A 23,064-nucleotide genomic window follows, 5' to 3' on the forward strand; every position below is an offset into this window, starting at 1 on the left:
GACTAGAGCCCTTGCAGAACGCGCATGTCTTCGGCGTCGAGCTCGACGGACTCGCCGCTGCGGATCAGCTCGGAAAAGCCCTCGTTGGGAGTCATCACGGTCAGCGTATAGAGCTTGCCCGGACCGGTGTTCTGGACCACGTGCTCGGAACCGGGATGCAACAAGAGCGAGTCCCCCTTCTTGATTGGCAGGGTCTTGCCATCGCAGCGCGCAACGCCCACCCCGTGCAGCACATGAAAGAACTCGTGCGCCGCGGCATGCTCGTTGGGGGGCGTCGCCCCACCAGCCTGGAAGATCTCGATGACAAAGATGTTGCTGATCCGGTCCGTCACCTCATCGAACAGCACGGCGAAATAGTTGGTGTCCTTCGGCGAAATGCGAAAGGCTTTCGCACGCGAGAGATCGGCGACGCTAAACGACATTTGATGAATTCCTCGAACGGTGTGCGTGTCGTCAATCATGGATGTCGCACGCGCCAACGTCACTTCAAAGCGCTTTGATTCGACAGACCCGTTGCCTTTTCGGCAACGAGCCGCCATCCTGCGAAATTCCTTGGGGCGCAAGGATATTTCGAGGATGCATCAGGAATGCTTCACAGCCGGCTGCTGAACTACATCGACGAGGTTGCCCGCACAGGCTCGATCCGCAAGGCTGCGGACCGTCTGAATGTCGCCGCGTCAGCCATCAGTCGTCAGATTCTGGCGCTCGAAACGCAGTTGGGAACGCCGATCTTCCAGCGTCTTCCAAAGAAGCTGATCCTCACTGCCGCGGGCGAAGTCCTGATCGGCCATGTCCGTCAGACGCTCAAGGAGCTGACCCGTACACAGACAAAGATCGAGGAATTGAAAGGCCTGCGGCGGGGCGAAATCACGGTGGCGATGATGAGCGGTCTCGCCTCGAACCTCGTCCCCAGCACGGTGAAGGAGTTTCGAGCGGCCAATCCGCGGGTCAAGCTCAACCTGACGCTGTTCAATACAGGCGCGGAGATTCAGCTCGCCGTTGCAAGCGGCGAGGCGGATCTCGGTATCGGCTTCGACTTCGGCAAGGACAGCAATCTGAAAGTCCTGGCCCGTGGCGTCGGCCGGCTCGGCGCGGTCATGGCCCCCAATCATCCACTGGCAAAGCGAACCAGCATCCGTCTCAGCGATTGTACCGATTACCCGCTCGTCATCGCCGATGGCACCAGTGCGATCCGGCCCTATCTGGATGCGGCTTTCGCCCGCGTCGCGATCGACCTGCAACCGGCCATCGAGACGAATTCGATAGAGATCATGCGGCATGCCGTCATTTTGGACGATGGCATCACTTTTTTGACGCCGTTTGACGTCGAGTTCGAACGACGTGCCGGGCGGCTTGCCCATGTGACCGTGCGGGAGCTCTCTCACGAGACTCAGGCGCTGATGCTGGTCGGCCATACGCGCGGGACCAGCGCGATCGCCAGCGTGTTGGCAGAGATGCTGAAGACAATGATCCGGGACGTTGCCGTCTGACCGGAGGCCGGCTGCGGAGGTGACAGATCGATCATCACCGTCGTCGACGCGCCCAAGGCTCTGTTGCCGAAAGGGCAACACAACAGACGAAATTAAGCGCTTTTCATGCCGTCGCGGATATCTGACAGTAACTATGGCAACCCGAGCCTCGTCGGCGTGTGAGAGCACGTCATGCACTGGGGCCCCTGCCAAAGCAGAAAGCGACCGAGATGAAACTAAAATCGCATTGGTGGTGGGACCTCTCCGCCGAGGATTTCCGTCACCTCGACATGAGCAGGATCGTCGCTGTTCTGCCGGTCGGTGCCGTTGAGCAACACGGCCCCCATTTGCCGGTTCGCGTCGATACCGCCATCGTCGACGGCATCATGCGGCACGCAGTGGCCCGGATGACCGACGACTTTCCGGCGCTCATCTTGCCGACGATGTCGATCGGCAAATCGAACGAGCATTCTGTGTTTCCAGGCACGCTGACGCTGTCTGCGGAAACTCTCGGGCGCGTCTGGTACGAGGTCTGTGAAAGCGTTCATCGGGCTGGGGTACGCAAGGTCGTCTTCGTCAACTCGCATGGCGGACAGCCGCAGGTCATGGAAATCGTCTGCCGCGAGCTCCGGGTCAAGCTGGGAATGCTGGCCGTCTCCTCGCAATGGTCGCGCTTCACTGATCTGTCCGACCTTTTCACTGCGAGCGAACGCAAGCACGGAATCCACGCGGGAGAAATCGAGACCAGCGCTATGCTCTATCTGCATCCCGGTCTCGTCAACATGACGCTTGCCGAGGATTTCCGATCTCTGTCCCAAACCCTGGAGGTGGAATGCGAGATGCTCATGCCGGAGAGCAACGCAGTTGGCTTCGGCTGGCAGATGCAGGACATCAATCCCAAGGGAGCCTGCGGCAATGCAGCCCTCGCGGACGACAAGCGTGGCCACATGGCAATCGACCGCGCGGCCAGCCGCTTGATCAAGCTGATCTCGGAGGTCGACAATTATCCGCTCTCCCGCATCAGAGCGACGGCGGACTTCACTCCCTCGACCACGGAATGAGTCCAGGGCCGCGGGACGTTCAATCCAATTGAGGACATGAGTTCACGTCGATGAAGTTGCAGCAGATGCCAGCAAGCTCCACCCGAATACCCGTCCTTCCGCCCAAGCTCGAAACGATGACGTTGAAGGACGGCACACGGCTCGATGCGGACGTATATCGTCCGGCGGCGCCAGGATCGTACCCGGTTCTGCTTCAGCGCCAAGCTTACAGCAGGCGCATCGCGTGCAGCATCTGCTACGCGCATCCTGCGTGGTACGCGTCACATGGGTACATCGTCGTGGTGCAAGACGTCAGGGGACGCGGCACGTCGGAGGGGACATTCCGGCCTGGCGAAACCGAAATCGAGGACGGCGCGGAGACGGTTGAATGGGCGGCGCGTCTCGATGGCGCCAATGGCGATGTCGCGATGTATGGCTTTTCCTATCAAGCCTACAACCAACTGCTTGCGGCTGCGGGAGACTGCCCGTCCCTCAAGGCCCTCGCGCCGGCGATGGGCCCGTGGAATCCAGCGCACTGGGCTTACGAGAACGGCGCCCTCCAGATGAAGCACATGATCGGCTGGGGCATTCAGATCACCGCAGAGGCAGCACGACGGGCCGGCGATGACGACGCATTCAGCGCCCTTCAAGCCGCCACGGGTAACATGCCGTTCAACGGCCCGATCGCGGCAATGCCGCAGCTGCTGCAAAAGTACCGGCACTATTCGCACGTCATGGACTGGCTCGAAACGCCTGTCGATTCGCCGTACTGGGACCGCGTATCGCCCGTGACGCGCGTGGACGCCATTCGCGCCCGCCATTTGCCGATGCTGTTCGTCGGCGGCTGGTTCGACCCGTTTCTTCCCGCCACGGTCGAGGCCTTCCGCGTTCTCGCAGCCAGCAGTGAGGACACGAGCCTTATTGTCGGACCCTGGATCCACTTCCCGTGGACACGGAAGGTCGGCTCGGTCGACTTCGGGCCCGAGGCGCAACGCAATGTCGATCTGGATCACATCTGGTTCTTTGACCGCGTTCTCAAAGGTTTGCCGAGCGATGCGGAACACCGAAGGATCGAGTTGTTCGATATGGGACTGAAGACGTGGCGACAGTACCAGGATCTACCGGACGAAACGCAGCCCCTGTTTCTGGGCGGCACGGGGCGGACATCGATGGACCCGCAAGATGGAGCTCTTGGTCCGCGGCAAAACCGGGACGACAATGTCGAGCATATCGTGCATGACCCTTGGCGGCCCGCACCGACCACCGGCGGCTACTATGGCGTTCCGACTGGCCCAGTCGATCGTCGGGTCACTGATGAACGCGGCGATGTCCTGACTTTCACGACGGAAACTCTTGAGCACGCGATCGAAGTGGTCGGTGACCCCGAGGTCGAACTCGACCTGAGCTGCGACCGTCCAAGCTTTGATCTCTCTTGTATCCTTTCGCTCGTGACCTCCGATGAAAGGGCTTTTCAGATTTCCAGCGGATATGCGCACTATCGCAGTGCGACGCCCGGTCGTTACCGGCTCAAATTGGCTACCACATGCGCTACGCTCAAGAAGGGTGAGCGGCTGCGTCTCTCCATCGCAGGAGCGGACTATCCGGCGTATCCGATAAACCCAGGAACCGGCGGCGATCCGATCAGCTCACCGAAGACGCATGCTGTCGTGACCACAATTGCGGTGTGGCATGGTCCATCCCGGCCATCGCTTCTCCGGCTGCCTGTTGGGCAAGTCGGCTCACAAAAGTGAGGCGACCGGCAAGCGCACCATCTTGATCGCGGCGGGTGGCGGCTGGTTCGCCGTCGGCTCGCTCGGCGTAGGCATGCCGGGGCTATCATCAAGTCCTTTGGATCTAGCTCCCCAGCGCCGGAATGTTCTCGCGAAATATGATCTCGCTGCGCGGCGCCTCGATGCCGTGCATGGCGCTGCGGCCGGCGCGCAGATTGTCGAAGATGCCGACACAGCTCATCATCGTGTTGAGCTGATTTTGGGTGATGACGGCATCCATCGTTCCGTCGAGCAGGAAGCCGCGCGTGTCCGAGGTCAGGCCATGACCGATGAAGACCACGTCGCGCTCCCGGTTCATTTCCTTCAGGGCCCGGGCGACACCGTCCGCGGCGCCGCCGATGTTGTAGATTCCCGCAAGATCCGGATGTTGGCCAAGCAGCATGCGCGTCTGGCGATAGTTGCGGTCGGCGTCGTCATGGCCTTCGCGCAGGCCCACGACCTTGATGGCCGGGAATAGTTCTTCGAAGACATGCAGGAAGCCCATTTCGCGCTCCTCATGCGCGCGGTAGCTGCGGCTGCCCGCGATCATCGCGACCTTGGCCGCACGCTCGCCCAGAAAGCGCGCGATCAGATAGCCGGCCGTGCGCCCGATAGAGCGATTGTCCAGTCCGATATAGGCGGCGCGGCGCGCATTCAAGATATCCGAGATCAGCGTCACCGTCGGCACGCCGTGCTCAGCCAGCCTGTCGACAACCTCCCTCACCACCGGATGCTCGAGCGCCATGAAAGCGATGCCGTCGGCCTTGTCGCGGGACCGCCAGAGCTGGCGCGCCAGCAGGTCGGGATTGAAGCTCTTGATGGTGTCGACCTGGCAATGGACGTTGAAAGGCGCGAGCCGCCCATCGGAATGCACGATCAGCTGCCCCAGCGCGGACAGGAAACGGTTGGTGCCCGACGGCAGCAGGAACAACAGCCGCATCGGTTTGGGCCGCATCGCCGCCAGGAGATTCTCGGCCGGCATGTAATCGAGCTCGGACGCGGCGGTGAGCACGCGCTGCTGCGTCATCGCCCGCACACCGGGCCTGCGATTGAGCACGCGGTCGACGGTCGCCGTGGACACGCCGGCGCGGCGCGCCACATCGACGATGCGGCTGAGCGAGGAGGCTACCGGTTTGTCCATCTCAGGGTCGTCCAACCTCAGATACATCAAAAACCATCATCATTTTCGTTTGACACCGTAGCTCGAAGTCGCAATTTTCGCATCAACATTGTCTCAGAAACATCAAATAACATCAAATACCCCTGGAGGAGATGCTCATGCCCGTGACCCGTCGGCGCGCCTTGCAAGCCCTGTCCGCCCTTCCCGCGGCGGGTCTGATCGGCGGCCTCTCGCGCCCGGCCAGGGCGGCCGAATTTTCGCTGAAATACGGCAACAACCTGCCGCTGACGCATCCCCTCAACATCCGCGCCCAGGAAGCCGCCGATCGCATCGCCAAGGAAAGCAACGGCCGGGTCGAGATCGCCATCTTCCCGAACAACCAGCTCGGCGGCGATACCGACATGCTCGCCCAAGTGCGCAGCGGCGCGCTGAACTTCTTCACGCCCTCCGCGCTCGTGGTCGCGACCCTGGTGCCGGTCGCCGCGATCAACGCGGTCGGCTTTGCCTTTGCAGATTACGATCAGGTCTGGACAGCAATGGACGGCGCGCTTGGCGCGCATGTCCGCGCCGCCATGGCCAAGGTCGGTCTCCATACGTTCGAGAAGATGTGGGACAACGGCTTCCGCCAGATCACCAGCGGCGCCAAGCCGATCGAGAGCGCCAAGGACATGGACGGGCTCAAGATCCGCGTGCCGGTGAGCCCGCTCAGCATCTCCATGTTCAAGGCACTGTCGTCGTCGCCGACGAGCCTGCAGTTCAGCGAGGTCTACTCGTCGCTCCAGACCCGCATCGTGGACGCGCAGGAAAATCCGCTGCCGATCATCCAGGTTGCGAAGCTCTACGAGGTGCAGAAGTACTGTGCCATCAGCAACCACATCTGGGACGGCTTCTGGTTCATCGCCAACGCCCGCGCCTTCAACGCGCTTCCCGCCGACCTGAGGACCATCGTCAGCAACGCCATCAACGATGCCGGGCTGAAGCAACGCGACGACATCAAGGCGTTCAATGCAACCGTGCACGCCGATCTCCAGAGCAAGGGCATGAACTTCACCAAGCCTGCGCCGGACTCGTTCCGTGCCAAGCTGCGCGACGCCGGCTTCTACGGCGAATGGAAGGGCCGCTTCGGCGACGAGACCTGGGCGCTGCTCGAAGGCGCCGTCGGCAAGCTGGCCTGAGCGCGATGACGATCGCAGAGCATCAGATGACGGACTACATGGAGGTCGCCGCTCCGACTGCCTCCAATGCAGGCGCGCGCAAATCCGCGAGCGGCCTCGGCACCGTCGACCGCTGGCTCGGCGCGGTGGTCGAAACCGTCGCGGCCGGCCTCGTTCTGGTCGAGATCGGCATCATGCTCGCCAGCGTCGTGATGCGATACGTCTTCCACAACCCGCTGATCTGGTCGGACGAGCTGGCCTCGATCCTGTTTCTATGGCTCTCGATGCTGGGCGCGGTGATCGCGTTGCGCCGGGGCGAGCACATGCGCATGACGGGACTCGTCAGCCATATCGGCCCGGGCGCGCGCGCCTTTTTCGACACGATCGCGGCGGTGGCGCCGCTGGCCTTGCTGGCGCTGATCCTGCATCCCGCCTTCGACTATGCGAGCGAGGAACAGATCATCGTCACCCCGGCGCTGGAGATCAGCAATGCCTGGCGCGCAGCCGCAATTCCTGTCGGGATGACCCTGATGGCCGTCGTCGCCGCGATCCGGCTCGCAACGCATCACCGCCCCGCGCTGATCGTCGCGGCCTTTGCCATGACAGCCGTCCTGATCGCCGCGTTTTGGCTTGCCGGACCACTCCTCGCCCCGCTCGGACGCTACAACCTGATCATCTTCTTCGTCGGCGTGGTCGCGGCCAACGTGTTCGCCGGCGTGCCGATCGCCTTCTCCTTTGCGCTCGCGACTTTCGGCTATCTGGCGCTGACGACCAGCACGCCGATGATGGTGATGGTCGGCCGTCTCGACGAGGGCATGTCGCATCTGATTCTGCTCGCGGTGCCCCTGTTCATTTTCCTGGGCGCGCTGATCGAGATGACCGGCATGGCACGGGCCATGATCCAGTTTCTGGCGAGCCTGCTCGGGCATGTCAGGGGCGGACTGTCCTACGTGCTGGTCGGCGCCATGTATCTGGTCTCCGGCATCTCCGGCTCGAAGATCGCCGACATGGCCGCGATCGCGCCGGTGCTGCTGCCGGAGATGCAACGGCGCGGCGCCAAGCCCGGCGACCTCGTCGCGCTGCTCTCGGCCACCGGCGCGCAGACCGAAACCATACCGCCGAGCATCGTGCTGATCACCATCGGCTCGGTGACCGGCGTCTCGATCGCGGCGCTGTTCACCGGCGGGCTGCTGCCGGCGCTGGTCGTCGGCACCGCGCTCTGCGTGGTGGTGTGGCGGCGCTACCGGCATGAGGATCTGAGCCATATACGGCGTGCCTCGAAGCGCGAGATCGCGAAACTCGCCATCGTCGCCCTGCCCGCCATTCTGCTGCCCTTCGTGATCCGCACGGCCGTGGTCGAAGGCGTCGCCACCGCCACCGAGGTCTCGACCATCGGCATCGCCTACGCCGTGCTGATGGGTCTTCTGGTCTACCGCCAGTTTCCCTGGCGACGGCTGAAATCCATGCTGGTCGAGACGGCGTCCCTGACGGGCGCGATCATCTTCATCATCGGCTGCGCCACGGCGATGGCCTGGGGCCTGACGCAATCCGGCTTCTCGCAGCAGCTGGCGAAGGCGATGGCGGCGATCCCCGGCGGCGCCTACGGCTTCCTCGCGATCTCGATCCTGGCCTTTGTCGTGCTCGGCAGCGTGCTCGAGGGGATTCCGGCCATCGTGCTGTTCGGGCCGCTGCTGTTTCCGATCGCCAAGCAGGCCGGCGTGCATGAAGTGCACTATGCGATGGTCGTGATCCTCGCGATGGGCATCGGCCTGTTCGCACCGCCCTTCGGCGTCGGCTATTACGGCGCCTGCGCCATCAGCAAGATATCGCCGGATGAAGGCCTCAAGCATATCTGGGGCTATGTCGCCGCGCTTTTCATCGGTCTCGCCATCGTCGCCGCCGTGCCGTGGCTGTCGATCGGCTTCCTCAAATTCTGAAGACAGTGGGAATGATGCAATGAGCCGTTTTTTTGGCGAGATCCGGCAAGCCGGCTACGTCGTTGACGACATCGAAAAGGCGATGGAGTATTGGAGCCGGGAGCTCGGCATCGGGCCTTGGTTCTACAATCCGCGGGTTCCAATCGTGAACTACCGCTATCGCGGCGAGGCCTATGAGCCCCACAACTCGGTGGCGCTGGCGAATTCGGGACCGTTGCAGATGGAGCTGATCCAGATCCGCAACGATGCACCCTCGATGTATGCCGACTTCCTCAAGGCGGGGCACAAGGGTCTTCAGCACGTCGCCTACTGGACCGAAGACTATGATGCGGATCTGGCGCGGCTCGAAGCCGAGGGTTTCAAGCCAGTCATGAGCGGCGAGGTCGGCGCGCGCGGACGCTTCGTCTATTTCGATACGGAATATCATCCGGGAACGGTAATCGAATTGTCCGAGGTCGCCGGACCCAAGGGCAAGATGTTCGACCTGATCCGCGCGGCCGCCAAGGACTGGGACGGACGCGATCCCGTGCGTCCCTTCCCCGATCTGACCAAGCTTTAATCCAGTGACGGAAAATCCTGTTCGCATCGAAGCCGACTATCTGATCGAGACGCCGGTCGCTCCGCAACTCGCTGCGGAAACGATGGCGGGCGAGCAATCGAGCGGGACGTTCGTCGCGGTGCCCGGCGAGACGCCGGAGCTGAAGGCGCGTGCGGCGGCCCGCGTCGAGAGCATCGCGTTGCTTGGCACGGTCCCCGCACCGTCGCTTCCGGTCGCCCGTCCCATCAACCCCGACGGCCCCTGGCACCGCGCGCGCGTCACCTTGTCGTGGCCGCTCGACAATATCGGCGCGTCGCTGCCCAACCTCGTCACGGCGATTGCGGGCAATCTCTGGGAACTGCGCCAGCTGACCGGTCTGCGGCTGCTCGACCTGCGCCTGCCGCTCGCGTTCGCCGCCGCCTATGCCGGGCCGAAATTCGGCGTCGCCGGCACGCGCGAGCTGACCGGCGTCAGCGGCCGTCCGCTGATCGGCACCATCATCAAGCCGAGCATCGGGCTCAGCCCGGCCGAGACCGCGAATCTGGTCGCCACGCTGTGCGAGGCCGGCATCGACTTCATCAAGGACGATGAATTGCAATCGGACGGCGCCTATTGTCCGTTCGACCAACGCGTCCGCGCCGTGATGCGTGTTGTCAACGACCACGCGATCCGAACCGGCAAGAAGGTCATGATCGCCTTCAACGTCACCGGCGAGATCGACCAGATGCGCCGCCGCCACGATCTGGTGCTCAGCGAGGGCGGCACCTGCGTGATGGCGAGCATCAATTCCGTCGGGCTCGCCGGCATGGTCGAGCTCGGGCGCCACACACAGCTTCCCGTTCATGCGCATCGCAACGGCTGGGGCGCGCTCAGCCGTCACCCCGCGCTCGGCTGGGACTATACGGCGTGGCACAAGATCTGGCGGCTGGCCGGCGCCGACCACATGCATGTCAACGGCATCGGCAACAAGTTCAGCGAGACCGACGACAGCGTCGTTACATCGGCCAAGGCCGCGCTGACGCCGATGTTCGCGCATAAGCCGTGCATCGCGATGCCCGTGTTCTCGTCGGGCCAGACGCCGGCGCAGGCGCTACCGACCTGGCGCGCGCTGGGCTCGACAGATCTGATCTTCGCAGCCGGCGGCGGCATTCTCGCCCATCCCGATGGACCGGCCGCCGGCGTTGCCGATTTGCGCGCGGCGTGGGACGCCGCGATCTCGGGCGACGCGGCGATCGCGGGCGACGCGGCGATCGCTGGCACGCCATGAGCGGCGCATCCGCCCTGCCTGACGGACCCCTCATCGCCTTCTATGGCGACGATTACACCGGTTCGTCCGCGGCAATGGAAGCCCTCACCTTCGCGGGCCTGCCGACAATTTTGTTCCTCGAGCCTCCGACGCCGGAACGTCTCGCGGCCGCCCGGCAGTTCCGCGGCATCGGCATTGCCGGCACGGCGCGGGCGAAGGATCCGGCCTGGATGGAGCTGAATCTTCCGCCGGCCTTTGACGTGCTAGCCGGCATCGGTGCGCCGATCGCGCACTACAAGGTGTGCTCGACTTTCGATTCCGCGCCGCATATCGGCTCGATCGGACGTGCGATTGATCTGGCGGTGCCGCTTCTCGGCGGCAGCTGGCATCCGCTGCTCGTGGGATCGCCGGCGATGGGCCGCTATCAGATGTTCGGCCATCTGTTCGCGACCGTAAGCGGCGTCGGCCATCGCCTTGATCGGCACCCGACCATGTCGCGTCATCCGGTAACGCCGATGGACGAAAGCGATCTCGGCCGGCATCTTGCAAAACAGACGGCGCGATCGATCGGGCTGATCGATTTCGTCACCATGGCCAATGGCGGCGCGGATCTGGCGCTCATGCGCGCAAGGCGCGCCGGCACTGAGATCATCTCGCTCGACGTGCTCGACCAGGCATCGCTGATCGAAGCCGGGCGCCTCATCTGGGAATATCGCGATAAGCGGCTCTTTGTCGCCGGCTCGCAAGGCGTCGAACAGGCGCTGGTCGCCTATTGGCGGTCGGCAGGACTGATCCCCAACAGCAAGCCCGATCTGCGCCTCGCTGGCGTCGGGCGCATCGCCTGCATCTCCGGCTCCTGCTCGCCGGTCACCGCAGGACAGATAGCGCACGCCGCAGAGAACGGCTTTGAAGTCGTACGGCTCGACGCCACGCGCGCCGTCCACGCAACCGAATGGACCAATGAAATCGGCCGCGGAGTCGTGTCCGCGCTCGCAGCGCTCTCCTCCGGGCGAGATGCGCTCCTGATCACCGCGAGAGGCCCCGACGACCCTGCGATCGGTTCTCTCAACGCGGCGATCGAGACGAGCGGCGCGGCGGCGACCGCGGTGAACGACCGTATCGGCACTGGACTCGGCCAAGCGCTGGACTCCATCCTAGAAACCGCACGACTCCAGCGCACGGTGGTCGCTGGCGGCGACACGTCAGGGCATGCATTGCAGGCCATGGGCATCTATGCGCTGAACGCGATTGCCCCGCTTGCAGAAGGGGCACCGCTCTGTCTCGCGTCATCGGATCGTACGCACGCGAGCATCGAGATCGCACTGAAGGGCGGACAGGTGGGCGAAGTCGATTTGTTCTGCCGCGCGAGAGACGGCGGATCGCGCGAGCAACCGCACGAAACGCAGTCCGGCCAAGCCCGTCCCCAATGAGTGTAGCTCGGACCAATTGGCCTCCTCGTCTGCTTTCGGCGGCTTCGGCACGCTTTCGCTGCGCCGAGGTCGGCGGGCCTCCATATCCGGGTCAGCAGCATCAGGCGGCCTAGCGACGCTCGGTGCCCAACGCGGCGGCGAGGACATCCTCAGGCATCGATTTCGATGATCAAGCCCTCGCCGCCGCGAAGCAGGACCGTTGGCTTTTCCAGCCGCTCGGTTCGACGGTCCGGATTGGTCGCGATCAAGATACGACCATGACCTCGGCAATCCCATTTACGCGGCTCGTTGGAAAGATTGAGGACGATTAGAACTTTGCGGTCGCCGGCCACGCGCCTGAAGGCGAGCACGTCATGGCGGGACGGGATCGCTTCCTGCTCACCGTACTGAAGGCAAGGGTGCGCTCGCCTCAACGCGATCAACTGCCGGAACAGTTGCAGGATCGTGTCGCGATCACCGCGTTGCTGCGCGACGTTGGGCGTGCCATCATGCTCCAGCGGCAGCCAGGGTTCGCCTGTGGTGAAGCCTCCCTTTGGGCTGTCATCCCAGCGCATCGGGGCCCGTTCCGGATCACGGCAAAGACCATATCCTGGAACGAGCTTCTCGAAGGGATCGCGCACGCGATCGGGCGGGATCGGGACACGCTCGCGGCCGATCTCGTCGCCCATGTAGAAGAACGGCGTCCCCTTGAGCGTAAGCAGGAGCATCGCCAACAGCCGCATCTGCCGCTGCCCGATCTTGCTGGCGACGCGCTGCTTGTCGTGGCCGCCGATCACCCAGACCGGCCAGGCGCCCTTGGGCAGAGCATTCCGATAGGCATCGATCGTGGCCTGCAGGGAGAGCGCGTCCCAGGCGGAATCCAGCAGGGCGAAATTCAACGGCAGATGCAGCCGCGGCCGCTCGTTGCCGTAAAAATGGCCGATGCGATCGGTCTTGCCCTGAACCTCACCGCATAACAGCCGGCCGGGATATTCGTCGATCACCTCGCGAATGAACTCGATGCAGTGCATCGTCTCGGGTCTGTCGTCGGTGAAGACCGGCGTGTCACGCTGCGGCGGCGGCTTGCCCTTGGCTTCCGGATTTGGGGGATTGTCGCGCAGCAGATGGTCCTTGATCAGCACGGCGCTGGCGTCCACGCGCAAGCCATCGACCCCGCGGTCGAGCCAGAAGCGCATCACATCGGCGAGTGCGGCACGCACCTGCGGATTGCGCCAGTTCAGGTCGGGCTGCTCGACCAGAAAAGAGTGGTAGTAATATTGGCCGCGCGCCTCGCACCATTCCCATGCACTGCCTCCGAAGCGGCTCAGCCAGTTGTTGGGCGGGCCGCCATTGTCGGCGGCATCGGCCCAGATGTACCAATCCGCCTTGGGATTGTCGCGCGACCTCATGCTTTCAAAGAACCAGGCGTGATCGGACGATGTGTGGTTCGGCACGAAGTCGAGGATCAACCGGATGCCAGCCTCGTGCAGCGCGGCAACGAGGCGATCGAAATCATCCAGGTTTCCAAAGACGGGATCGACCGCGCAATAGTCCGCAATGTCATAGCCGAGATCGCGAAATGGGCTCTGGTAGATCGGTGTCAGCCAGACCGCATCGATCCCGAGCCATTTCAGGTAGTCTATGCGAGAGAGCACTCCCCTGAGATCGCCTTTGCCGTCACCATTGGAGTCCTGAAAGGAGATCGGAGCGACTTCGTAGATCGTGGCAGTTCTCCACCACTCATCTCCCATTGCGTTCAGCGTCATCTCATCGCACTCAAAATGGAAGCTCAAAGGCGGTTGATAACTTTGCTTCCCGGTGCGCGTTCCTACGCGTAACTTGTCGCAGCCGTCTGCTTGCCTCTACGCCCAGGAACTGACGACGTGGAGCTTTGTTGATACCGCATGCTGGGCTGCTCGCACGTCCCGGCTCTCGCGGCCCCGGCGACCCAACCCCCGGACCTTGCCGGGGCCGCGCATGCTGTAGCGAAGAGGTTCATCAGGACCAGAGACATGCGCGAAGATATCCGCGTTCTTGCCCAGCCCGGAGCGATGATCGCCATTCTCGCCGTCCTCTTGCTCATGGCTGTCGGCGACGCGGCGATCGTCATCGCCGCAAAGGGCTGGCCGCTCTAGCCCACCCGGTCCGCTGAGTGGATCTCTTGCGCATGTTCTCCAGGGCCGGAATGCGCTGCTGCGAACTGCCATCGGTACGGCCTCGCCGATATCTCCGAACTCCGCGGCTCCCACGCGGCCAGTAGATCCGAGACCGAATAGGAACCTTCAAAGGATTCGCCGGTTCCGCCTCGTAATGGGGAGCCATGCGAAGGTCATGTCTGTTTGGGTGAGAACGGCTCTGGTGCTGTCGGCGACGTGGCTCCTGGCCGGTTGCAGCGGACGGCAATCTGCGCTCGATCCGCAAGGGCTTCAGTCCGAGCAGATACGGCAGACGCTTTTCGTATTCCTGGTCGTCGCGACGATCATCTGGATTGCTGTGGTGTTCGTCCTCAGCATGGGAATGTTGCGCCGAAAGCGCGAGGCCGCCCAGCCACTCGGGCTCCATGAGGAATTCGAAGAACGCAGCGGCCGTGTCATCCTCATGCTCGGACTCGCGACCACGGTGGTCGTGCTCGGCCTCTCCGTCGTCAGTTATGCCGGACAGCGCACTGTCTTCGCCAAGAGCGAGAATGCACTCACGCTCAAAATCATCGGCCACCAGTGGTGGTGGGAGGTTCACTACGAGGGCGACAGCCCGGACAAGACCTTCGCTACTGCAAATGAGATCCGCATTCCGACCGGACAGCCAGTGAAGGTCGAGCTGGAGTCCGCCGACGTGATCCACAGCTTCTGGGTCCCGAGTCTCACCGGGAAGATGGACCTCATCACCGGACAGAAGAACGAACTGCAATTCACCGCCAAGAAGGCCGGCGTCTACCGCGGGCAATGCGCCGAATTTTGCGGCCTTCAGCACGCGCATATGGCGTTTGCGGTGATTGCACTGCCCCCGGACGAATTTGGCCGCTGGCGGGATCATGAAAACCAGAGCGCGAGCAGCCCTCCGGATCAGCTCGGCAGGCAGGGCGAGGCTTTGTTTCGCGCCCGCGGCTGTGCACTGTGCCACAACATCAGCGGCACGCCGGCCGGCGGACAGATGGGCCCTGATCTCACGCATATCGGGAGCCGCACGACGATCGCCGCCGGAACGCTGCCGAACACGCCGGCGACGCTCGGCGCCTGGATCGCCGATCCCCAGCACATCAAGCCCGGCAATCTCATGCCGCAAATGCCGCTGCAATCGGGCGAGCTCATCGCCATCCTTCATTATCTGGAGCAGCTCAAGTGAGCATGGCCGCTGAACCAAATGAGTTGCGCGACGACGTCCTGAATGGCCTTCAGCTTTCCACGCAGCTCGAGCGGGTATGGCGCACGCCGTCCGGTCTGTTCGGTGCGCTGATGTCGGTCGACCATAAGGTCGTGGGGCGTCGCTACATCGTGACCGCCTTTGCATTCCTGCTTCTGGGCGGCGTCCTTGCGATTCTGATGCGCGTTCAGCTTGCCGGACCGGAGAAGACGTTTCTCTCCGCCGACAAGTACAACCAGATCTTCACGATGCATGGCTCGACGATGATGTTCCTGTTCGCCGTGCCTGTCATGGAAGCGTTCGCGGTTTATCTCGTGCCCTTAATGGTCGGCACGCGAAACATCGCCTTTCCTCGCCTGAATGCCTTCAGCTATTGGATGTTTCTGTTCGGCGGCTGCTTTCTGTGGATCTCGTTCCTGTTCAATGTCGGCCCCGATGTCGGCTGGTTCGCCTACGTTCCGCTTTCCAATCTCCAGTTCACACCGACCAAGCGCGCCGACGTCTGGGCGCAGATGATCACCTTTACGGAAGTCGCGGCGCTCGCCGTCTCCGTTGAGATCGTCGTCACCGTGTTCAAGCTCCGGGCGCCGGGCATGACGCTCGACCGAATTCCTCTCTTCGTCTGGGCGATGCTGGTCACGAGCTTCCTGGTGATGTTTGCCATGCCTTCGATCATGGTCGCATCGACGTCGCTGATCCTCGATCGCCTCGTCAACACCCGCTTCTATGATCCCTCATCGGGCGGGCACCCTCTGCTGTGGCAGCATTTGTTCTGGTTCTTCGGGCATCCCGAGGTCTACATCATCTTCATCCCGGGCACGGGCATGGTCTCGGCCATCCTCGCGACCTTCGCCCGCCGGCCAGTGATCGGTTATCCCGTCATCATCCTCTCGCTGATCGCAACGGGCTTCCTGTCGTTCGGCCTGTGGGTCCACCACATGTTCGTGACAGGACTGCCCCAGCTTGGCGCCGGGCTATTCACGGCTTCGAGCATGCTCATTGCAGTGCCGAGCGGCCTGCAGATATTCTGCTGGCTGGCAACGCTGTGGGACGGGCGGCCGGTCTACCGAACGCCGCTGTTGTTCGTGATCGGATTCATCGTGATCTTCGTGCTCGGCGGCCTGTCCGGCGTGATGGTTGCCTCGGTGCCGATCGACACCCAGGTGCACGACACCTATTTCGTCGTCGCCCACTTTCACTATGTCCTGATCGGCGGCGCCGTCTTCCCGCTGCTGGGCGCAGTCTACTACTGGCTTCCCAAGATCACCGGACGCATGCTGAGCGAACGGCTTGGCCGCTGGAATTTCTGGCTCGCCTTCGTCGGCTTCAACATCGCGTTCTTTCCGATGCACATCCTCGGGCTGATCGGGATGCCGCGTCGGGTCTACACCTATACCGCGGAGATGGATTGGGCGCATCTGAACCTCTTGTCGAGCGGCGGCGCGCTCCTCTTCGCGCTCAGCTTTGCACTGTTGCTCGTCAATGTGATCTACAGCCTCCGCAAGGGTGAGCTCGCCGGCGACAATCCGTGGAGCGCGTCGACGCTGGAATGGGCGACGACCTCGCCGCCCCCGCCTCAGGGTTTCGATCGCATTCCGGTGGTCAAACACCGCGATCCGCTGTGGGCCGATGGCGAGAGCCTGCCCGTCGTTGCGGGCTTGAGTGTCGAGCGGCGCGAAGTCCTGCTGACCTCGCTGGCGGAGGCCGAGCCACAGATCCGCGAGGCATCCCCCGAACCGAGCATCTGGCCTTTGCTCACAGCCGTCGCAACGACCGTGTTCTTCATCGGCTCGATCTTCACCCCCTGGGCGGTGCTCTGGGGTACGCCACCGATGGCCGTGACCTTGATCGGCTGGTTTTGGCCGACCGGCAGCAAGGAGGACGAGGAGTGAGACAGACCATTGTCCGCAGCGTCGCTGAGTTGCCGACTTACGGCTACGGTCCGCGCAGCGGACCGTGGTGGGGCGCCATGGGCTTCATGGCGCTCGAAGGCATGGGCTTTGCCATTGCCATCGGCGCCTATCTCTATCTTTACGCCGTCAATCCGAACTGGCCGATCGGCGCCTTGCCGCCCGACCTCTGGCCGGGTACGACCGAGACGGCGGTCTATCTGCTGAGCATCATCCCGAACGAGATCACCAATCGCGCCGCACACCGGCAGGATCTTGCGAAGGTGCGGGCCGGCCTTGTGGTGATGGCCCTGATCGGCATCGCGCTTCTGGTGCTGCGCGGCTTCGAATTCGCCCATCTCAATACGCGCTGGGACAATTCGGCCTATGGATCGATCGTGTGGCTCATTCTTGGGCTGCACACGACGCATCTTGCGACCGATGTCGGCGATACCGTCGTCCTGGCGGTGCTGATGTTCACGCGGCACGCTAAGCCCCGCAGGTTCAGCGATGTGACTGACAACGTGTTCTACTGGAACTTCGTTGTGCTCGCCTGGCTTCCGCTTTATGTCCTGCTCGATTGGGTGCCCCGTCTATGACCGAAGCTACCGGACGCGCTCGACTGCTGTATTGGGCTGGCGTTGCACTTGGGCCCCTCGCATGGGGCATCAATTTGCAAGGCGTCTACGTGCTGGCGCACTTCTCCTGCGAGAGCGCCAGGATGAGCGGCACGATCCTGAGCGCTGCTCTGACGATCGTCGCTCTTCTGGGCAGCGCCATATCGGCGCGCGCCGTCCGTCGCGGAGCCGGCGCTGAATGGACCGATGCCCAAGGCGGCGGACCGCGGACGTTCATGGCCTGGGTCGGCGTCGGCAACGGTGTGTTGTTTGCGCTGGCGATTGCGAACCAGCTTGCCGCATCATTGATGATCAGCCCATGCCTGCGATAGGCTTCCTCCTCGCCTTGCTGTTTGCGCTGCTCGCGCGGCCAGCGCTGGCTCACAGCATATCGGATGTCGATCAAGGCTCGCTCTGGAGCTACGATCCCTGGCTTGTGACCCCGCTCTATCTCGTGGGCATCGTCTTCTTTGTCGGAACACAGCGACTTTGGCACAATGCCGGAGGCGGTCACGGTGTGAGCTATCGCCAGGTCGCCGCCTTCTGGAGCGGCTGGCTGGTGGCCGCGCTCGCGGTCACCTCGCCGCTACATTGGCTCGGCGAGCACCTGTTCGCAGCACACATGGTCGAGCACGAGCTCCTCATGGTGGTCGCCGCTCCATTGATGGCTTATGCCCGGATCAATGGTCCGCTGCTCTGGAGCCTGCCGTTCTCGTTTCGCCCCGCAGCAGGCCGGTTTCTCAATCTTCGCCCGCTGGCGGCGGCGTGGGCCTTCGTCAGTCATCCCGTGAACGCGACCGTGCTGCACGGCGCGGCGCTGTGGATCTGGCATGCGCCTCCGCTCTATGCCTGGGCCCTCAGGGATACCGCCGTGCATCGTCTCCAGCACATCAGCTTCTTTGCCACTGCTCTGCTGTTCTGGTGGGTGCTCCTTCATGGCCGCGGACGAGGCCGCAGCTTGCGCCTTCGCGACGGCATCGCCATCATCTGCCTGTTTCTGACCGTCTTGCATTCCGGCGTGCTCGGCGCCCTCTTGACGCTATCGACACGGGTCTGGATCCCCGACCAAGGTGCGCTCGCGGGCGAATTCGGCCTTTCGCCGCTGGAGGACCAACAACTTGCTGGCATCCTGATGTGGGTCCCGATGGGCCTGCTCTACACCGGGGCCGCGCTGTTCTTTGCCTATCGCTGGCTGACGCTTGACGCGCGTACGGGTCTGCATTCGCTCCAGCACGCCGGCTGACTGGTCCGACGCGATGAGCGCGGAGGAACTGCGGGCCCGATTTGAGCGTTCGCCTGCCAGCTTCAATGGAGGTCACATGACCAAGTTACCGATTGCGGCAGCTGTTGCGATCCTGGCCGCAACATTGTCGAATCCACCGAGTTCGATCGCGCAGGATCAAGCAGGAGCGAATGCCTCATCTTGCCCTATCGACCACGATCACCTCGCCGATATCCTCAAGAAGAGCGTGAAGCCGTCGGGTGGTCCCAGCAATGGCGGATTGGACAACAATGAGTGGGCGGCCGTGGTGAACCGGCAGGGTATCGTCTGCGCGGTCGCCTATAGCGGGGATAAAGTCGATGATCAGTGGCTCGGAAGCCGTGCGATCGCCGCTGAGAAAGCCAACACCGCGAATGCATTCAGCCTGAAGAACAAGGCGATGGCGACAGCCAACCTGTACGCCGGCGCGCAACCCGGCGGCTTCCTGTTTGGTGCAGCCCTGAGCAACCCGCCTGCTCCGGACGTGATCTATGCCGGCTCGCCGGGTGCTTTCGGAACAGCGCAAGATCCGATGGTCGGAAAACCCATCGGCGGGGTGATCGTCTTTGGCGGCGGACTTGCTCTCTACGATGGCAACGGCATTGCCGGTGCGCTTGGCGTCAGCGGCGACAGCTCCTGCGCGGATCACAACGTGGCCTGGCGCGTGCGTCACCAGCTCGGGCTCGACCGCGTGCCGGCCGGCGTCAGTCCCAACATGAAGGACGCGATCATCTACGACATCGGGCCTGACGGAAAGAGCCCGTCAGGGTTCGGTCATCCGAAGTGCGATGGCAAGGAAGATCAGATCGCGGTCGATCTCGGCGCCGGCGTATCGGGAAACGTCGTGAGATAGCGCGACCGTAGGAACTTAGCCAGAGCACAATGTTTGTACCTTCGCGAAACGGCCTGCACGCGGCACGGCCGCGTCGATGCCGTGGAGTACTTCATATGATAATGCGTGGCTTGAAGCTATTGCTCGAGGGGGTGTTGAGCATGCTTTGCGCCTGTTGTCTGTTGTCCCCCGCCTTTGCGCAGAGCGATCTGGCGGCGCGCATGAAAGATGCCGGCCAATGGCCCATGGCAGCGCGCGATTATGCGAACACCCGTTACAGCGAGCTCGACCAGATTAACACGGGCAACGCATCGCACCTGCAGCTTGCGTGGACATTCTCGATCGGTGCCGATCGGGGCCAGGAGGCGGCGCCGCTCGTGGTCGACGGCACCATGTATGTGGTCGGCCCCTATGCGGGCCCCTACCCCAATCGCGTGTTTGCCCTCGATGCAACGACGGGTGAATTGAAATGGTCCTACGCACCGAAGCCCGAGCCTGCGGCCGCGGGCGTCGCCTGTTGCGATGTCGTCAACCGCGGTCTCGCCTTTGACAATGGCAAGGTGTTCCTCAACACCCTGGACAATCACTCGGTCGCAATCGACGCCGAGACGGGAAAGGAGCTTTGGCACACGAAGCTCGGCGAGATCAACAAGGGCGAGACCATCACCATGGCCCCTGTCGTGGTGAAGGGCAAGGTTCTGATCGGCAACAGTGGCGGCGAACTGGGCGTGCGCGGCTGGGTCACCGCGCTGGACGAGAACACCGGGACCATCGCGTGGCGTGCTTATGCGACAGGCCCGGACAAGGACGTCTTGATCGGCGACGACTTCAAGCCGTTTTATGACAGTCTCAAGGGCAAGGACCTCGGCGTGAAGAGCTGGCCTGCCGACCGCTGGCAGGTGGGTGGCGCCACCATGTGGGGCTGGATTTCCTACGACCCCGACCTCAACCTGATCTATTACGGGACCGCCAATCCCAGTCCGTGGAATGCGAACCAGCGCAGCGGCGACAATCTCTGGAGCACGACCATCTTTGCGCGCGACCCCGACAATGGGCACGCAAAATGGGCCTATCAAGTCAATCCGCATGATTTGTTCGACCACGACGAGATCAACGAGAACGTGCTGGTCGATCTCGAGCTTAACGGCCAGCCGCGCAAGGTTCTGATCCATCCCGGCCGCAACGGTTACATGTATGTGATGGATCGCGCCACGGGCGAGGTCCTTTCGGCAGACTCATATGATTTCGTGAACTCCTACAAGGGCGTCGATCTCAAGACCGGCAAGATCATCCCGAACGAGGACAAGACCCCGCTCGTCGGCAAGACGGTGGAGGACATCTGTCCCGCCGCGCCGGGCGCCAAGGATTGGCAGCCGACGGCCTGGTCGCCGCGCACCAAGCTCCTCTATGTGCCGCATCAGCATCTCTGCATGAACTTCAAGGCCTCGCAGGTCGGCTACATCGCCGGCACGCCCTATATCGGTGCTGACGTCGATATGTATGCCGGCCCCGGCGGCTACCGTGGCGAGTTCATGGCGTGGGATCCCGTAGCGCGCAAGAAAGTGTGGGAGATCCACGAGAAGCTGCCGGTCTGGAGCGGCGCACTGGTCACGGCCGGCGACGTTGCGTTCTACGGAACGATGGACCGCCTGTTCAAGGCGGTGAACGCCAGGAATGGCCAGGTGCTGTGGCAGTTTCGCGCAGGGTCAGGTTTCATCGGGCAACCCGTTTCCTACCGCGGCTCTGACGGACAGCAATACATCGCGATTCTGTCCGGAGTCGGCGGATGGCCCGGCGTGGTCGCCAATGCCGAGGTCGATCCTCGCGTGCGCAATGCCGCGCTAGGCTTCACCGGTGCCACGCAGGATCTGCCATTCTATACCGCCGGCGGCAGCGAGCTGCTGGTCTTCAGGCTCGGCGGCGTGAATGGCCAGGACACCAGCCATGCGCCCGCGCAATAAGCACATCGTCATCGCCGTTGCCCTCCTCCTCGGGCTTGCGGACACCGCGACCGCCGAACCGAACGGCGAGTTTCGGGTCTGCGCCGATCCGAACAATCTGCCGTTCTCGAACAGTGCCGAAGCAGGTTTCGAGAACCAGCTCGCGCGCATGGTGGCAGAGCAGTTCGGCAAGCAGGTAACTTATACCTGGTGGGCGCAGCGGCGCGGCTTCATCCGCAATACCCTGAAGGCCGGCAGATGCGACGTCGTGATGGGCCTGCCCACCGGCTATGACCTCGTGGAGACGACGAAGCCCTATTACAAATCGACCTACGTCTTCGTCACACGCGAAGACCAGCACCTGGATCTGTCCTCCCTGCTCGACCCGCGGCTGCGTCATCTGGCCATAGGCGTTCATCTAATCGGCGATGACGGCAACAATCCGCCGCCCGCCGAGGCGCTTGGCGAACAAGGCATTGTCGACAATGTGCGCGGCTACTCGATCTTTGGCGACTATCGCCAGGCCGACCCACCAGCCCGGCTGATCGATGCCGTCGGACAGGGTGAGATCGACGTTGCGGCCGCCTGGGGACCGCTCGGCGGCTACTTCGCCAAACAATCCCCCGTGCCATTAACGGTCACGCCGATCGAGGATTACCAGCGCTTCGCACCTCAGCAGTTCCAGTTCGCAATTTCGATGGGGGTCCGCAAGGGTGACCATGCCCTGCGCGATCAGCTCAATGCGTTCATCGACCAGCATCGACCCGAGATCACATCCCTGTTGCGCAGCTATGGCGTCCCGCTGGTCGGGCTTCCGGTCACCGCTTCTGGAGGACATGAATGATGCCTGCCATTGGGCTGCGCGCTTGCACCACATCTCTGCTGTTTTTAGCAGGACTCAACAACCATGCTCTTGCCCAGCAGAGCCTGCCGCAATCGCAGGAAGCACAGACGCCGACGGTCGCACCGCGCCCGAACTTCGGCGAGAGCGTCGGTAACGGCAGGCCCGGCGTATTCATGCAAGTCCCGGTGAGCCATCTCTTCCCCGGCGCGCAGCCCACCCGGCCGCAGATCAAGAACCCCGCCCAGGGTGATCCCAACGCCGAGCAGCGTGGGATGACCTACTTCGTCAATCTCAACTGCGTCGGTTGCCACGCGGCGAACGGCGGCGGCGGCATGGGCCCGGCGCTGAGCAACAGCACTTTTACCTATGGCCCGCAGCCCGAAAACATCTATCTCTCGATCTACCAGGGGCGGCCGAATGGAATGCCCGCCTGGGGCGGCGTTCTGCCCGACAGCGCGATCTGGGATCTCGTCACCTATATTGGCAAGATCAGCAATGAACCGAGCCATCAGTGGGGCCGCACCTTCTCGGCAAGCCCATTGTCTCCCGATGTCGAGCAGGTCCCGACGGAGCAGGTCTCGACCACGGACCCATGGTCTGCCACCAAGAAATTCGGTTTCGGACAGAAGCCTTGATCGG

Annotated in this window: 21 protein-coding genes; 18 read left to right on the plus strand and 3 right to left on the minus strand. The window is 63.0% G+C overall.

What is annotated here, in order from left to right:
- Positions 1-2: 2 nt before the first annotated feature.
- The gene (locus tag IVB31_RS25660) at positions 3-461 is read right to left on the minus strand and encodes a cupin domain-containing protein (protein ID WP_247329372.1); all 459 of its coding nucleotides are present in this window, start codon (positions 459-461) and stop codon (positions 3-5) included.
- Between the two features lie 126 nt (positions 462-587).
- On the opposite strand from IVB31_RS25660, the gene IVB31_RS25665 reads away from it, so the two are divergent.
- The 3 genes from IVB31_RS25665 to IVB31_RS25675 all read left to right on the plus strand — a co-directional run bounded on the left by IVB31_RS25665 (position 588) and on the right by IVB31_RS25675 (position 4,260).
- Positions 588-1,490 carry a LysR family transcriptional regulator gene (locus IVB31_RS25665; protein WP_247329375.1) on the plus strand — a complete coding sequence of 301 codons (903 nt, stop codon included), beginning with the start codon at positions 588-590 and terminating at the stop codon, positions 1,488-1,490.
- A 209-nt stretch (positions 1,491-1,699) separates the two neighbouring features.
- Positions 1,700-2,530, plus strand: a complete 831-nt coding sequence (locus IVB31_RS25670) for a creatininase family protein (RefSeq protein WP_247329378.1) — start codon at positions 1,700-1,702, stop codon at positions 2,528-2,530.
- A gap of 50 nt (positions 2,531-2,580) precedes the next feature.
- On the plus strand, positions 2,581-4,260 hold the full coding sequence (locus IVB31_RS25675; protein ID WP_247329381.1) for a CocE/NonD family hydrolase: 1,680 nt from the start codon (positions 2,581-2,583) through the stop codon (positions 4,258-4,260).
- 103 nt (positions 4,261-4,363) lie between these two features.
- Here the strand turns inward: IVB31_RS25675 and IVB31_RS25680 are convergent, their stop codons facing one another.
- Positions 4,364-5,419, minus strand: coding sequence for a LacI family DNA-binding transcriptional regulator (locus IVB31_RS25680; protein ID WP_247329385.1), 1,056 nt, complete (start codon positions 5,417-5,419; stop codon positions 4,364-4,366).
- Positions 5,420-5,556: 137 nt separating this feature from the next.
- Here IVB31_RS25680 and IVB31_RS25685 point away from each other — a divergent pair, with 137 nt between their 5' ends.
- From IVB31_RS25685 to IVB31_RS25705, 5 genes are read left to right on the plus strand one after another with little or no spacing between them, the layout of a single operon-like run.
- Positions 5,557-6,573, plus strand: coding sequence for a TRAP transporter substrate-binding protein (locus IVB31_RS25685; protein WP_247329387.1), 1,017 nt, complete (start codon positions 5,557-5,559; stop codon positions 6,571-6,573).
- Between the two features lie 38 nt (positions 6,574-6,611).
- Entirely contained in the window at positions 6,612-8,489 is a 1,878-nt protein-coding gene (locus IVB31_RS25690; RefSeq protein ID WP_247330548.1) for a TRAP transporter large permease subunit, read from the plus strand.
- A gap of 19 nt (positions 8,490-8,508) precedes the next feature.
- Positions 8,509-9,048, plus strand: coding sequence for a VOC family protein (locus IVB31_RS25695; RefSeq protein ID WP_247329390.1), 540 nt, complete (start codon positions 8,509-8,511; stop codon positions 9,046-9,048).
- 4 nt (positions 9,049-9,052) lie between these two features.
- Complete coding sequence (locus IVB31_RS25700; RefSeq protein ID WP_247329394.1) at positions 9,053-10,294, plus strand: ribulose-bisphosphate carboxylase large subunit family protein; 1,242 nt, start codon at positions 9,053-9,055, stop codon at positions 10,292-10,294.
- Positions 10,291-11,703 (plus strand): four-carbon acid sugar kinase family protein, encoded by a 1,413-nt coding sequence (locus IVB31_RS25705; RefSeq protein ID WP_247329397.1) that lies wholly within the window; start codon positions 10,291-10,293, stop codon positions 11,701-11,703. Before IVB31_RS25700 ends, IVB31_RS25705 begins: the two co-directional genes overlap by 4 nt.
- 149 nt (positions 11,704-11,852) lie before the next feature.
- Here the strand turns inward: IVB31_RS25705 and IVB31_RS25710 are convergent, their stop codons facing one another.
- The gene (locus tag IVB31_RS25710; protein ID WP_247329400.1) at positions 11,853-13,448 is read right to left on the minus strand and encodes an alpha-amylase family glycosyl hydrolase; all 1,596 of its coding nucleotides are present in this window, start codon (positions 13,446-13,448) and stop codon (positions 11,853-11,855) included.
- A gap of 246 nt (positions 13,449-13,694) precedes the next feature.
- Between IVB31_RS25710 and IVB31_RS33580 the strand changes: the two genes are divergently transcribed.
- The 10 genes from IVB31_RS33580 to IVB31_RS25755 all read left to right on the plus strand — a co-directional run bounded on the left by IVB31_RS33580 (position 13,695) and on the right by IVB31_RS25755 (position 23,060).
- Entirely contained in the window at positions 13,695-13,817 is a 123-nt protein-coding gene (locus IVB31_RS33580) for a hypothetical protein (protein WP_256464352.1), read from the plus strand.
- Positions 13,818-14,013: 196 nt separating this feature from the next.
- On the plus strand, positions 14,014-15,024 hold the full coding sequence (gene coxB / locus IVB31_RS25715; RefSeq protein ID WP_247329404.1) for a cytochrome c oxidase subunit II: 1,011 nt from the start codon (positions 14,014-14,016) through the stop codon (positions 15,022-15,024).
- A gap of 2 nt (positions 15,025-15,026) precedes the next feature.
- Positions 15,027-16,934 (plus strand): cytochrome c oxidase subunit I, encoded by a 1,908-nt coding sequence (gene ctaD / locus IVB31_RS25720; protein WP_247329407.1) that lies wholly within the window; start codon positions 15,027-15,029, stop codon positions 16,932-16,934.
- Positions 16,931-17,530 carry a cytochrome c oxidase subunit 3 gene (locus IVB31_RS25725; protein WP_247329410.1) on the plus strand — a complete coding sequence of 200 codons (600 nt, stop codon included), beginning with the start codon at positions 16,931-16,933 and terminating at the stop codon, positions 17,528-17,530. Before ctaD ends, IVB31_RS25725 begins: the two co-directional genes overlap by 4 nt.
- Before the next feature lie 122 nt (positions 17,531-17,652).
- The gene (locus tag IVB31_RS25730; RefSeq protein ID WP_247329413.1) at positions 17,653-17,880 is read left to right on the plus strand and encodes a hypothetical protein; all 228 of its coding nucleotides are present in this window, start codon (positions 17,653-17,655) and stop codon (positions 17,878-17,880) included.
- Entirely contained in the window at positions 17,868-18,791 is a 924-nt protein-coding gene (locus IVB31_RS25735) for a cytochrome c oxidase assembly protein (RefSeq protein ID WP_247329417.1), read from the plus strand. Before IVB31_RS25730 ends, IVB31_RS25735 begins: the two co-directional genes overlap by 13 nt.
- A 76-nt stretch (positions 18,792-18,867) precedes the next feature.
- On the plus strand, positions 18,868-19,662 hold the full coding sequence (locus IVB31_RS25740; protein WP_247330551.1) for a heme-binding protein: 795 nt from the start codon (positions 18,868-18,870) through the stop codon (positions 19,660-19,662).
- Positions 19,663-19,802: 140 nt separating this feature from the next.
- Entirely contained in the window at positions 19,803-21,602 is a 1,800-nt protein-coding gene (locus IVB31_RS25745) for a methanol/ethanol family PQQ-dependent dehydrogenase (protein WP_256464357.1), read from the plus strand.
- On the plus strand, positions 21,586-22,425 hold the full coding sequence (locus IVB31_RS25750) for a substrate-binding domain-containing protein (protein WP_247329425.1): 840 nt from the start codon (positions 21,586-21,588) through the stop codon (positions 22,423-22,425). The genes IVB31_RS25745 and IVB31_RS25750 overlap by 17 nt, the downstream gene beginning before the upstream one ends.
- Complete coding sequence (locus IVB31_RS25755) at positions 22,425-23,060, plus strand: cytochrome c (RefSeq protein ID WP_247330553.1); 636 nt, start codon at positions 22,425-22,427, stop codon at positions 23,058-23,060. The genes IVB31_RS25750 and IVB31_RS25755 overlap by 1 nt, the downstream gene beginning before the upstream one ends.
- Positions 23,061-23,064: the final 4 nt, after the last annotated feature.

The organism is Bradyrhizobium sp. 21 (assembly GCF_023073335.1).
In the GTDB taxonomy this organism is placed as follows: Bacteria; Pseudomonadota; Alphaproteobacteria; order Rhizobiales; family Xanthobacteraceae; genus Bradyrhizobium.